10 protein-coding genes and 1 tRNA gene are annotated in these 13731 nt (G+C 34.5%); 4 read left to right on the top strand and 7 right to left on the bottom strand.

Annotated features, from left to right (window positions below; genetic code table 11):
* Positions 1-94 precede the first annotated feature (94 nt).
* A complete protein-coding gene (locus ACGK9U_RS02780) occupies positions 95-448 on the top strand; it encodes an arsenate reductase family protein (protein ID WP_394464845.1) in 354 nt (117 codons plus the stop codon).
* 78 nt (positions 449-526) lie between these two features.
* Here ACGK9U_RS02780 and ACGK9U_RS02775 read toward each other — a convergent pair whose 3' ends face one another.
* The 4 genes from ACGK9U_RS02775 to ACGK9U_RS02760 all read right to left on the bottom strand — a co-directional run bounded on the left by ACGK9U_RS02775 (position 527) and on the right by ACGK9U_RS02760 (position 7226).
* Positions 527-2458, bottom strand: a complete 1932-nt coding sequence (locus tag ACGK9U_RS02775; protein ID WP_394464844.1) for a RagB/SusD family nutrient uptake outer membrane protein — start codon at positions 2456-2458, stop codon at positions 527-529.
* 13 nt (positions 2459-2471) lie between these two features.
* A complete protein-coding gene (locus ACGK9U_RS02770; protein ID WP_394464843.1) occupies positions 2472-3245 on the bottom strand; it encodes a hypothetical protein in 774 nt (257 codons plus the stop codon).
* A gap of 46 nt (positions 3246-3291) precedes the next feature.
* Entirely contained in the window at positions 3292-5928 is a 2637-nt protein-coding gene (locus ACGK9U_RS02765) for a SusC/RagA family TonB-linked outer membrane protein (protein WP_394464842.1), read from the bottom strand.
* 146 nt (positions 5929-6074) lie between these two features.
* Positions 6075-7226 (bottom strand): FecR family protein, encoded by a 1152-nt coding sequence (locus ACGK9U_RS02760; protein WP_394464841.1) that lies wholly within the window; start codon positions 7224-7226, stop codon positions 6075-6077.
* A gap of 156 nt (positions 7227-7382) precedes the next feature.
* On the opposite strand from ACGK9U_RS02760, the gene ACGK9U_RS02755 reads away from it, so the two are divergent.
* Together ACGK9U_RS02755 and ACGK9U_RS02750 are read left to right on the top strand one after the other, a co-directional pair.
* Positions 7383-7925 carry a sigma-70 family RNA polymerase sigma factor gene (locus ACGK9U_RS02755; RefSeq protein WP_394464840.1) on the top strand — a complete coding sequence of 181 codons (543 nt, stop codon included), beginning with the start codon at positions 7383-7385 and terminating at the stop codon, positions 7923-7925.
* Between the two features lie 319 nt (positions 7926-8244).
* Positions 8245-9195: an NmrA/HSCARG family protein gene (locus tag ACGK9U_RS02750; RefSeq protein ID WP_394464839.1), complete on the top strand. Its 951-nt coding sequence runs from the start codon at positions 8245-8247 to the stop codon at positions 9193-9195.
* 130 nt (positions 9196-9325) lie between these two features.
* Here the strand turns inward: ACGK9U_RS02750 and ACGK9U_RS02745 are convergent.
* The 3 genes from ACGK9U_RS02745 to ACGK9U_RS02735 all read right to left on the bottom strand — a co-directional run bounded on the left by ACGK9U_RS02745 (position 9326) and on the right by ACGK9U_RS02735 (position 12816).
* A tRNA-Asn gene (locus ACGK9U_RS02745) sits at positions 9326-9399 on the bottom strand.
* A gap of 74 nt (positions 9400-9473) precedes the next feature.
* The gene (gene rseP / locus ACGK9U_RS02740; protein WP_394464838.1) at positions 9474-10805 is read right to left on the bottom strand and encodes an RIP metalloprotease RseP; all 1332 of its coding nucleotides are present in this window, start codon (positions 10803-10805) and stop codon (positions 9474-9476) included.
* Between the two features lie 73 nt (positions 10806-10878).
* Complete coding sequence (locus tag ACGK9U_RS02735) at positions 10879-12816, bottom strand: M1 family aminopeptidase (RefSeq protein WP_394464837.1); 1938 nt, start codon at positions 12814-12816, stop codon at positions 10879-10881.
* 106 nt (positions 12817-12922) lie between these two features.
* Between ACGK9U_RS02735 and ACGK9U_RS02730 the strand changes: the two genes are divergently transcribed.
* Positions 12923-13591 (top strand): SCO family protein, encoded by a 669-nt coding sequence (locus ACGK9U_RS02730; RefSeq protein WP_394464836.1) that lies wholly within the window; start codon positions 12923-12925, stop codon positions 13589-13591.
* Positions 13592-13731 lie beyond the last annotated feature (140 nt).

The following is a 13731-nucleotide window of genomic DNA, read 5'->3' as shown; positions in this document are numbered from 1 at the left end:
GGTAAACCTAAAAAATGGCGAAGCCTTTAAAACATGACCACCGTCAAAGACGGTGGTTTTTTAGACTGAAATAAAAAACAAATAAAATAAGCAGATGAAAAAGGTATACTACTTAAAAACATGCAGTACATGTGTTAGAATTTTAAAAGAATTAAACCTACCCTCTGAATTTGTGTTACAGGATATAAAAACCGAAGCAATAACCGTTAAACAGTTAGAGGAAATGAAAGTGCTTGCAGGAAGCTATGAAGCGCTTTTTAGCAAACGTTCTAAACTGTACAAGGAAATGGATTTAAAAAACCAAAAACTTGAAGAACGCGATTATAAACACTATATATTGGAACATTACACGTTTTTAAGCAGACCTGTTATTATTGTTGATGATAATATTTTTATTGGGAATTCTAAAAACGTGGTTGAAGCCACAAAAAAAATATTAAATAAATAGTTACAAAACATAAAACCCATGCAACTTGCATTTTATTGCAACTACATGGGTTTTCCTAATAAACAACTAAACTAACTATTAATATCCATTGGTGCCAAATTCATCGGCATTTCCGATAGCATCAAGAAATGTTTGAGGAATTGGTCTTATTATATGTTTTCCATCAACAAAACCTGTAATGTCTGGGTTAGTAACATTCAAATAGGCATTGTTAAGTTTTCCAAATCTTTTTAAATCTTCCCAACGCACTTGTTCGCCTGCCAATTCACGTGCTCGTTCAGCTAAAATAAAATCTAAAGTAACTTCACCTGGGGCAATAATCATTTCGTTTTCACGACTGGTAATTGCAGCACGTTTGCGTAACGTATTTATATACTCTGCGGCTGTTGTTTGACTTCCACCTGAACGAAGCACAGCTTCAGCGGCCAGTAAATAAACATCTCCTAAGCGTAAAATTGGTACATCGCCCATCCATCTTTGATTATTAAAAATCCAATGGATAGATGAGAATTTATTAAGAGACGGGTGGCAATCTTTATAATAAGCCCCCAATCCCCCTAAGGAAGTTGCTGTAACCCACTTACCATTTGGTTCAAACATTTCATCTGGAGTTACAATAAGGAAAGGTAGTGAATACTTTTCTGAGGCAGTCATGGCGTAGTTTGGAGTAAATATTGAAAGACCGTCTAACCAACCATCGTTATCATTATCTACCATATTAGAATGTTGAGACGCTCTTACAAACCCATAAAAGTTTGTTTTTCCCCCATAGTGCACTTGGCCTTCTGTATAAGTTCCTAAAGTGCCTTTAATTACGTGCCCTACTAAAGCTGGGTCTTTCACATATTTATTTATAACGTTTGCAGTTAGTGTCCAATTCTGGAATGATGATCCACTTCTCCTGGAATTATAGTACTCAGTAAAGAATGTGTTTTCAAAACGTGTATCAGCAGGATCTTTTTCAGGTGTAAATATTTCTGTTAATAAATACTTAGTAGGTTTAAGACCTCTACTATTTGCTCTCCCATACCACTGATCTTCTGATTGTGTTGTTCCCCAATCTTCACCTACGTGTCTTAAATCCATCTCATAATATTGACGGGTACGACCGCGATTTGAACCTTCAGGGTTTGCTAGTGTTTCGAGAACCGGGTCAATAGATTCTAAAAACAAAAATTCCGTATTCATTTTGTTATTAAGACCGTCCCATAATTTGGCATATCCTGATGTTGTAGGATCACTGGTATAAAGCGCACATCCATAAGCCACTTGGTTGTCTATAAGGTCTTTTGCAACAGCTAAGGCTTTGGTTGCATATGTGACTTCGTCTCCTAAACGGGTTCTTTGAAGATAAGCTTTAGCAAGCATGCCTAATGCGGCTTTTTTTGAAGCACGTCCTCTTTCGGTACCCTGGCTAACGGGAAGGTTTTCTGCTGCAAATTCTAAATCGCTTAATATTAATTCATATATTTTTTCCTCACTACTACGAATTGGGAAATTTTCTTTTTCTGAATCAATTGATGAAGGTAATGTACGCAGTACTACGCCTCCATATTGTTCAACAATCTGTAAATAAGACCATCCTCTAATAAAATGCGCCTCAGCTACTTTGGCTTTTTTTTGATCTTCAGTATAATCAGTAACCTTATCGGCATAATAAATCGCAAGGTTGGAGTAGTTAACAGCGGCATAAAACCCATCCCAAAACACTCTGTTTTGACCCTGTGTTGTGGTAAGCTCGCTACCGTATTGCGTATAGGGTGCTAAATAGGATTCAGACCACCATAAATCGGTGCCCAGCTCCTGTGCTCCAATGCCATCTAATTTGCCATAGAAATAATATAAACTATTATAAGCATAGTTAATAAGACCTTCATAACCTACAACAGAGGTATAGACCAAATTAGTATCTTGAACCTCACGATTCACTTCATCTATATCACAAGACATTGTTACTAGCAGTAAGGATATTACTGCTAGCGATCTTTTTAAATTTAATATTTTTTTCATCTTTCTCAATTTTTTAAAATGATACATTTAAACCAAATACCATTTGCTTGTATAATGGGAACGAATCAGAAGCTCCTGATTCAGGGTCTAATCCATCTAATAAGTGGCTTTTTACAATAATTAATGAATTATAAACGGTACCGTAAACTCTTAAATTAGTCAATCCAACTTTACTTGCAAAACGTTCAGGAACTGTATAACCAAGTGTTATGTTCTTGATTTTGAAATAAGAACCATCTACATTGGTAAGGCCTTGAAGAGGCTGAGAATTGTTGGTGCTTCTAGTAATGTAAGGTCGTGGAAAATCGTTTGTTGCGTTGGTAGGAGTCCAATAATTATAGTTATCTGGTAAATTTAATGCTCCATACCTCATATATCCTAATAATTCTCCTTCAATCATTTGGCCATAACGTGCTGTTGCAAAGATGCTTAAATCAAATGATTTGTACACAAAAGTGTTATTTAACCCAGCGGTCCAATCAGGAGCCCTATGGCCAATAACTTGGCGGTCTTCATTGGCATTTATAGTATAAGGAGCGGCGGCAGTATATGTTTCCTCAGTAGTAACGCCGTTAGCATCAGTAATGGTTCTTGTCCACACACCTTCAGATTGTCTGGTTAAACTAGACTGAATCTTTACATCGCCAGGCTGCAAACCAAATACAGCGGCATCAGCTTCCTCTCTTAATTGCCAAACACCAATTTTTTTATAGTCATAAAATACTCTGCTTTGTTCCCCTATAAATAAACCAAGGGAAACTAAATCCTCAACCTCTACATTTCCCAAATTAACTTCGGTTACTTTCTCCGTATTCTTAGCAAAAGTTAGTGTGCTAGACCATTGGAAATCTTTGGTTTGAATATTTTGTGTTTAATGTTAATTCAATACCTTTATTGTTCATTGATGCAAGATTTGCTTCCTGAATGAATGATCTCTTTGGTCCTACACCACCAACTGTTGTAGGAAGAGGTCTTGGATAGATTAAATCTTTTGAATCTGTATCATAATATTCGATAGATCCATTAATTCTGTTTTTAAGAAAACCAAAATCAAGACCTATATTAGTATTATATGATTTCTCCCATCCAAGGTCTGTATTTCCAACGGTTTCTGTTGGAATAAATGTTTGCACTTGTCCGCCACCAAGATCCAATAAATCTAATCCGTTAGTAACCCCTGAAAGCGTTGTATATGGCCCTACGTTTCTACTTCCTGCAACCCCGTAGCCAATACGCAGCTTTAAATTGCTTAACCAATTAATACCTGCCATAAAATTTTCATCAGAAATTCTCCAAGCAACAGCTCCAGCAGGAAATACATCCCATTTATTGCCCTCAGCCAATTCAGAAGCCCCATCGGACCTTACAGAACCGGTTATAAAATATTTTCCTTTATAATTATAATTTAACCTTCCTGCGTAAGACATGCGTTTATTCATACTATAACCTGTATTAAGGATTTGGTTGGGGGCAGCCCTTAAATTATACCATAAGCTGTTGTCTGAAGTAAACCCAGAACCAAAGATTTCTGCATTCTCACTTTGATTATACATATAGGAAGTTATAAAGGTACCTCCTAAGTTATGATTGTTGGCAATGGTGGTTTCATAATTTAAAATATTTTCCCAGTTGTATCCATAACCAAAATTAGTATTATAGGATCCGGTCCTTTCAGGAGAAGAACTCCCTGTAAGCTTTAAATAAGTTTCATCACTTTCATATTGTCCACTACGAGAGTTGGATAAAGTTACCCCCAAAATAGACTTAAGCGTTAAGCCTTTTGCCAAGTCAAAATCAACATATGGATTTGCTGTAAAAATTGTCGACTTACTATTGTTTAAAAAAGCTCCTGGAATATTATTAGCGAGTATACTTGGCTCTTGATCACCTGCAATAGGATATTTGTTAATTTGACCATCTGCATCGTAAACATCACCAAGAGGCACCCAGCCAAAAGCCCTGTTTACACGACTTCTATTTTGGTTTTGGTCTTTGAATATTAAGCCAGTAACAACTCCAAATTCCATCCATTTTGTTGCTTTAATATTTAAATTGCTACGCATGGTATATACTTTAATATCATCTCCAGGATAAATACCTTCTGTTTTGTTAAGTCCCGCAGAAAGGCTTCCCTGTAAATTATCATTACCCCCACGTATTGAGATGTTATTATTGGTTTGAATACCTGTTCTAAAGGTTTCATCTGTCCAATCCACATATTTTCCGCTATCAATATAAGGGTTAAGATCTGTTGTTGATAAGCCCCAAGCAGCAAGTAATGCATCCCTATCTGGAGAAGAATTGCCGTTGTTGGATGCCTTGTAACCATCTTCAAGATAATTAAACCAAGCATCTCCCTGCAAAGGGCTTGGGTAAGATGGATTCGCATTGATACTTATATATGAGTTAGCATCCACCTGAATTTTACCTTTTTCTCCTTTTTTAGTAGTAATGATGATAACACCGTTGGCACCCGATATACCATAAATGGCGGTTGATGAGGCATCTTTTAGCACATCAATGGAAGCAATGTCGTTAGGGTTTAAATTATTAATATTCCCTTGAATTCCATCAATAATATAAATAGGGTTACTATCGCGTGTAAGCGATTTATTTCCACGAAGTATGATATTAAATCCTGAACCAGCACGTCCATCATTACGTGAAATATCTATACCAGCAACCCTTCCTTGAATTGCTTCAATAGGGCTAACTACAGGCGCAATGGCAATATCCTCGCTATTTACCGAAGACACAGCACCAGTTAAATCACGTTTTTTTACAGTGCCGTACCCAATAACAACAACTTCATCTAAACCTGAAACATCTTCATTTAAAGTAACTTGTATTATTCTTTGTCCTTTTACAGGAATTTCAACCGTAGTAAAACCCAAATACGAAACAACAAGTGTTGCATTTTCATTTGAAACCGTTAATGAAAAATTTCCGTCGAAATCTGCTTGTGTACCATTATTAGTGCCTTTTTCAATAATATTTGCTCCTGCTAATGGTTGTCGATTAATATCTATAATCTGCCCCTTAATTTGGTGTTGCTGAATAATGACTTCTACCGGATCGATAGCTGATGTTTTAATAGTAGTAGGAAGGGTTTTCTTTACCGTAAGCAAAATTTGACGATTATTCGTTTTATATTCAATGTTTGTTCCACTAAATAACACTTTTAAAATATCGTCTATTTTTTTCTTTTGAACATCTAAGCTTACTTTACGGTTTAAATCTATCTTATCGCTTTCAAATAAAAATCTGAATTCAGACATCGATTCTATTTGATTAAAAACATATCCTACAGTTACATCTTTAACATTTAATGTAAGCTTGGTGTTTTGAGAATAAGTATTTGCTTGAACCCTAAATAACGAAACAATAAGTAGTATGGTGGTTAGCTTCATTTTTAGACTAATTTTAGGGAAATAAGGCTCTGCCAAACTCCTCTTAATTATTTTTTTCATAATTTTGATTGGTTTTAAATGATTTATTTAGTTCTTCGTTTAATCCACTTAGTGAATCGGAAAATATTGGTAGTATTTTCCGGTTTTTTTTTTAAAGTGAACTTAGTTGGTAATGTGTTTCACTTTTACTTCATTGGCTAATGTTTTTAGTTGGTTATAGTTATATTTCTGTTATTGATTTTATATATAAATGGGTGAATATGGCTTAAGGCTGTCATAACATCTTCTATGTTTTCAATGTTTACATTAAAAGATGCGTTAAACTTTAATGTATTTAGTAATTGATTATGGTTTGTTATTTTAACATTGTAGCTTCGTTCCAATTTTTTTGCCATATCGTTAAATGATGATTTTCTAAAAAGCAAATCGCCTTTAATCCATCCTGTATATAGACTCGTATCTACTTTTTCTAAAGAAATGTCTGATTCTAAATTAGACTTAGTTAAAACACCTTTAGATCCTGGTGTTAAAATAGCTTCATTTTTTGGTTTTAAATCGTTTGATAAACTAACCGATCCTTCAACCAAAACAGCACTTATTTCAGTATCGTTTTTATATGAAGACACATTAAACTTTGTGCCTAAAACTTTCACATTCATTTCGCTAGCGTTTACAATAAATGGATGCAATTTATCTTTACTTACTTCAAAATAAGCTTCACCTTCTAAAAACACTTCTCGCTTCATCCCATTTAAAAACTTAACAGGGTATTTTAAACTTGAGCCTGAATTTAAATATACAACTGTACCATCGGACAATGTGATATTAAAAGTTCGTCCGTTAGGGATCTTAAGTTTATTGTAAACTAATTTATCTACCGCTGTGTTTGAACTATAGTCTATTTTGTCACCGCTTTGTTTACCTATTACTTGCCCATTTTTATTTATTATTTGCTTCTCGCCACTTGCTGAAATAATTTGTACATCACCATTATCTAAAATGAGCTCTATAGAATCGGTTACTATTTTATTTTCTGGCTCAGAACTTGCCATTTCTTGATAAAAGAAAACAAGTCCTATAATACCTATAAAAATTGCGGCATACTTATACGCCCTTTTCCACAAAGGAATGGTTTTGGTGTAAGTATGCTGTTTAAGTTTGGTTTTTATTTCTTGCCAACTTCCTTCGCTGTCTATGGATTCTGAAAAAATTAATGCTTCTTTAACTAGACCACTATTATAAATATTTTCAATAAGTTCCTTTTCTTCTGGGCTCAATCGTTTTAAATCCTTAGAATCAAGACTTCCTGTTCTATTTATTTTCTTTAAAATCTCAATTATATTGTAGTCAATTCTCATAAAAACAACTTGTTTGTTATCTACATGTTCACTTAATGTTAATTTAGGGTGACACTAATTTTGAAAAAAAATATCAAATACATTATATTTATGTATGTTTTTTGTTATATATGCAAATCCTAACTAGTTTTTTAGTCAAATTTTTATTCCATAAAAATGTCTTATCAAAAAGATATAAATAAGTTTGAATGCTTATATAAAGAGTATTTTGTGTTTTTGTCTTTGGTTTCTTTCCAAATAACTAAAGACAAGGATGCCGCTAAAGATATAGTACAAGATTTTTTTGTTTACCTATGGAATAAAAATGAACCTATAATTTTTAATACATCATTTAAAGCTTATGCGAATAAAGCAGTTAAAAATTTAAGCTTAAAACATGTTGAAAAAACTAAAAAAATTGTTTTAGAAGAAGGTAACCTGCCAATTCCAAACTATGAACAGCCTATAAACCTCGAAAAAGGCGATGACAGTAAAATTACTAAAGTCCTTAAATTATTAGATAAACTTCCTGAAGCTAGAAAAAAAATATTCATCTCTCATGTTATAGACGGTTTAAGCTATAACGAAATTGCCGAAAACCAAAATATTTCTATTAATACTGTAAAAACGCAAATGAAGCGTGTTTATGCTTTTATTCGAGGGGAAATGAACAACACTTCATTAGTATGGTTGTTTTTATTCCTATTCATAAAGAAATAAACCTCGAATTGATAAACTAATACTTTGGTTTCAAACTTGTTAACTACACCAGTAAAGCAAAAAAAGACCTTACATTTCTGTAAAACTATAATAAATCGGAATCTTTCTAAAGCTCTTAATCTACAAAAATAAAGTTCCTTTTCTAAACACTTGTTGGTCAAAAAATGCTTCAATAGCACTTTTATGGCATGCTATTTTTCATTAAATTAGTACTCAATCTTTTACACAAGCATCCCAAATATGTATGGCCACTTAAACCTTCTATTTTAGAATCCATAAATAGTAAAAGTGCAAAAGAGTAACTAAACAAAAAATTAAAATGGAAAACAAAAAAATTATTACAGTATTTGGGGCAACAGGAGCCCAAGGAGGTGGACTTGTACGCGCTATTCTAGCAGATAGCCTTTCACGGTATAAAGTAAGAGCCGTAACTAGAAACGCTGGTTCTGAAAGCGCGATGGCACTGGCACAAATGGGAGCGGAAGTAGTAGAAGCAGACATTAACGATATAAAGAGTATTGAAAATGCTTTGGAGGGAGCTAAAGCCGTATACTTTGTCACCTTCTTTTGGGAACATTTTTCAGCTGAAAAAGAGTATCAACAAATAAAAAACTTTATTCAGGCTGCCAAAGGAGCTGATTTAGAGCATATCGTTTGGTCAACACTAGAGGATACCAGAAACTGGGTGTCATTGGATGACGACCGTATGCCAACACTGCAAGGCCAATACAAGGTACCCCATTTTGATAGTAAGGGTGAAGCAGACCATCTTTTTTCAGAAGCTGGTTTACCGGTTACTTTTTTGAGAACCTCCTTCTATTGGGATAACTTTATCCATTTCGGGATGGGTCCACAAAAAGGTGAGGACGGAAATTACTATATTGCCTTTCCAATGGATGATAAAACACTGGCAGGTATGGCTGCCGAAGATATTGGTAAATGTGCTTATGGGATATTCAAAAAGGGCAGTGAACTAATTGGTAAAACCATTGGCATTGTTGGTGAAAAGTTAACTGGAAATGATATGGCTGCCAAACTATCCAAAGCCTTAAATATTAATGTAATATATAATAACGTAAGTCCAGACATCTACCGTGGTTTTGGTTTTCCAGGAGCCGACGATCTGGGAAACATGTTTCAGTTTAAAAGAGATTTCAATGATGATTTTAATGCCATTCGTGATGAAACTTTGTCATTGCAACTGAATCCTGAAATTCAAAATTTTGATAATTGGCTTTCTCAAAATGGATCACGTATACCATTAAAATAAACAGTGATGCCGTGGTATTCAGTCGCTTTTTTAATCTTTTCAAATAACGATAATACATCAAATCCCTTGTAGATACCGTATAAAACCAAAAAAGACCTTACATTTCTGTAAAGTCTTTTTCTTGTTTTTGCTCCCCCTCTTGGGCTCGAACCAAGGACCCTTTGATTAACAGTCAAATGCTCTAACCAACTGAGCTAAGGAGGAGTGTTTGTTTTTCGCCTAAGCGAGCGCAAATATATATATCTTTTTAATTACTGCAAACATTTTTTAAAAAAATTTTAATTAAAAATTGCTTTAAAAATATCGTTACCGTTTGCGAATAAAACTAAAGCTATTAATATAAAGAAACCTACCATTTGTGCGTACTCCATAAACTTATCTCCCGGCTTTCTTCCTGAAACCATTTCATAAAGTAAAAACATAACATGTCCACCATCTAACGCAGGAATAGGTAATAAATTCAATACCGCCAACATAATGGATAAAAACGCTGTTAAATACCAAAAGGCCTGCCAGTTCCATTGTGCAGGAAACATGTTGCCAATAGCAGCAAAACCACCTATTTGAGAAGCTCCTTTTTTAGTAAAGATGTATTTAAACTGCGCTAAATAATCTTTAACCTCCCAATATCCTTTGCTTATGCCTCCTGAAATACTTTCAGATAAACTATATTCTTTATTTTGTACTGTGATATAATCCAAATCGGATACCGTTGATAGGATTCCAATCGTTTTATCTTCAGCTCGTGTTATACTTAAACTTTTAATTTCATTATTACGTTCTATTTCAACGTTTAGGGTGTTATCGGTATTATTCTTTATCTGATAGGTTAAATCGGAATAATACTCTACAGGCTGACCGTTTACTGCAACAATCTTATCGTTAGCTTTTAATCCTGCTTTATCTGCTGGCGAATCTGCAACTACTGAATCTAACTGAAACGGATAACGAGGTGCCATAGCTGGTATATCGCCTGCTTCAAAAAGTTTCGTACCTATATCTTCTGGAAGTTGAATATCGGCAACCGTTCCATCAGGATGTTCTACTTTAATAGACCCAACTTCTCTAAACATGATATATTTATTGATATCTATTGTTAGATCTTCGTAAGGCTTTCCATCAACAGATATAATTTTATCGCCTTGCTGAAAACCGTAAGATTCCAACGTTTTTGCTACACCAAAACCATATTTAATATCATCTTTTGTTGTGTAGTTGGTACCCCAAACAAAAAGCATCATTATAAATAAAAAGAACGCTAAAATAAAATTCACCGTTACACCACCTAGCATAATAATAAGGCGTTGCCATGCAGGTTTTGAACGAAATTCCCAAGGTTGTGGTGGTAAAGCCATTTGCTCGGTATCCATGCTTTCGTCTATCATTCCAGATATTTTTACATAGCCACCCAATGGCAACCAACCAATACCGTAAACTGTATCGCCTATTTTCTTTTTAAAAAGTGAAAACTTAACATCAAAAAACAAATAGAATTTTTCTACTCTTGTTTTAAACAATTTTGCTGGGATAAAATGCCCCAATTCGTGTAAAACTACCAATATGGAAAGGCTTAATAATAATTGAGCCGCTTTTATTAAAAATACAGACATGTATTACGTTTTTTTTATAATCGGACAAAAGTAAGCTTTTAAGACCATTTAGAAAACATAATACGAAGTATTGCTAATTTTTTAACACCGTTTTATTAATTATGCCTGTATTGGTATGAAACTGAACAAAAAGCAAACCTGAAGCAAATGGTGATACATTGATTATGGGCGACCAATTGGTTTTATTTAAAAGTTGACCAAGTGTATTGAATATCCTTACTTCATTTACCTCAACATTCTCGGGTTTAACTACATAAAACGCATTGGTTGAAGGATTTGGGTGAATTACAAATTCCGATTGAAAATCTGTGTGGTTGATTCCTAAAGAAACATTGTTGTTTTTTGAAATTAGATCTGATTCTGGATCAAATTGAATGGATGCTACCGTAAAATTAACCGCGCTTAAAAAAGTTTGATTATTAACCGTGTTGTTAAGGGTTACATCTAGCGTTTCGCCTAAAGTTCCTGTTAGCCGTAAAGTTACCGGTGCTTCAAAAAAATTAACAGAAGCATCACTTTGCGTTTGCGAAATATTAATTGAAACCTGATTAGAGTTGGGTTGGTTCCACTGTACTGTGTACGATGGATACCCCTGATTATATAACCAATCGTTAAAAAACTCGGTTAAGTTTTCACCGCTTGCAGTTTCCATAATACTTATAAAATCGGGTGTTTTTGCATAGGCATAGGCGTGGTTTGGGTTGCTTAAATAATTTTTTACTCCTTGAAAAAAGTTAACATCACCCAGTTTCTTTCTTAACATATGTAAAACCATAGCCCCTTTATTATAAGTTAATCTACCACTAAAAATTCTACCCACATTAGTTGTATCAGCATCTGTTAAATATACCGCACCGTTAGTTGCCGATGTAATGGATACATTGCGTTCTTGTTTCCAAGTTGTAAAAGCATTATTGCCATCAAGGTTTTCAATTGTTAAGCCGGATAAATAGGTGGCAAATCCTTCGTTCAGCCAAATATCTTTCCAACTACCGCAGGTTATTTTATTTCCAAACCATTGATGCGCCAGTTCGTGGGCAATTAAATTTCTGCTAAAATTCCCCATAAACGATACCGTTGTGTGCTCCATACCGCCACCCCAACCAAATTGCGCATGGCCATATTTTTCGTTTGCAAACGGGTATTCTTCAAACAAATTAGTGAATAGGTTCATAATATCAACCGCTATGGGCGTGCTGGCTTGGGCATAACCTAGGTTTTCAGGATACACATAGTTTACAACATCAAAAGGATTTCCATTGTTTGGTACTGTATGCGCATACACTTCGTAATTGGTTACAGCTATCGCTATTAAATAGGCAGGAATTGGGTAACCGTGTTTGAAATGTGTGGTTTTATTGCTTCCATTAATTTTTTGACTTTGCTCTAAACCATTTGAAACCGCCATGTATTCTTCGTTTGAAGGATTGAACTGAGGTGTTGTAATGTACACATCAATATTATCAATTTTATCGTTTAAATCTTGTTTACACGGCCACCAGCCTTTGGCGCCATAGGGCTCTGAAAGCGTCCAAATTACAGGGTCACCTTCATGTTGGGTTTGTTCAAAAGAGCCAAAACCGGAACTGATTGGGTTTCCAGAATAGCTTATGGTTAACGAATCTAAAACGCCTGTGCTTTGAATGGTTGGCAAGGCTATAACCAACTCGTCATTGGTATTTTGAGTAAACGAAATCGTGTTTCCGCGTTGTGTTACCTGTGAAACTGTCATGTTATTTGCCAAATCGAAAGTCACTTGGTTTAAGTTTGTTTTAGCTTCAAAATAGGTAGTAACGGCTCCCGAAATAAAAGCTACCGATGGGTCTAAACTAAACTCCAAACGGTGGTATTTCACATCATAATTCCCTGTATTTGCATTGGCTTTTTGAAGCATTTTTTTCATGGCAGATGTAGCTTCAGCAGTTCTGATAGCCTTTAATGTTTCATTAAAATCCTGTCCGAAAAAAGCCAATGAAAACAAATAGAATACAAATAATAGCCGTATTTTCATTTATATGATTTTTTAAAGCATTTAAGTATTGTTAAAAATACCAATTTATTATTTATGTGTCGTATTTTTGCCACTTATACTTACTAAAGCCTTAAATTATAATTGAATGCTTTCTTTTTTTAAAGACTATAAAACGTTTGGAATTGTATTTTTGATCTTATCCATCATCATTGTTACAATAATTTACAACACATTAAATGTGTACCAACCGCTACCTGTTTACCAACCTGCCATGGTAAGCACCGAGTTGGTGGATAGCACCATTCAATATCAAAAAAAATATCATAGAATAGCCGATTTTAAGCTTATCAATCAAAACGGGAAAACCATTACCCAAAACGATTATAAGGATAAAATTTATGTGGCCGATTTCTTTTTTACAACTTGCCAAACCATTTGTCCGATTATGACAAACCACATGGCGCAAATACAAGATAAAATTAAGAATGATGATGCTGTGATGCTGCTATCGCACACCGTAACGCCAGAAATTGATACCGTGGCACAATTAAAACGTTATGCTTTGGAAAAAGGTGTGATGGACGCCAAATGGAATTTGGTTACAGGCGACAAAAAACAAATATACGAATTGGCAAGAAAAAGCTATTTAGCCGTTAAAGATTTTGGTGATGGTGGCCCTTTTGATATGATACACACCGAAAACTTTATGCTTATTGATAAAAAGCGTCAAATTCGTGGGTTTTATGATGGTACCAATTCTGAAGACATAAGTCGATTGCTTGATGATATTGAGATTTTGAAAAAAGAGAAATGATGTTTGCTGTTTGTAGTGGAGTTGTTTAGTTGATTCACAGCTTAACAACATACAACTTAACAACGAACAACAAACGACTAAACTTCTTGAAACTTTTAAACCTTAAACTTTTTAACTTTAAACTTTTTAGGTACTTTTGC

The organism is Mariniflexile sp. HNIBRBA6329, from assembly GCF_043558645.1.
Lineage (GTDB): Bacteria > Bacteroidota > Bacteroidia > Flavobacteriales > Flavobacteriaceae > Mariniflexile.
This window is presented reverse-complemented; position numbering and strand designations above follow the sequence as displayed.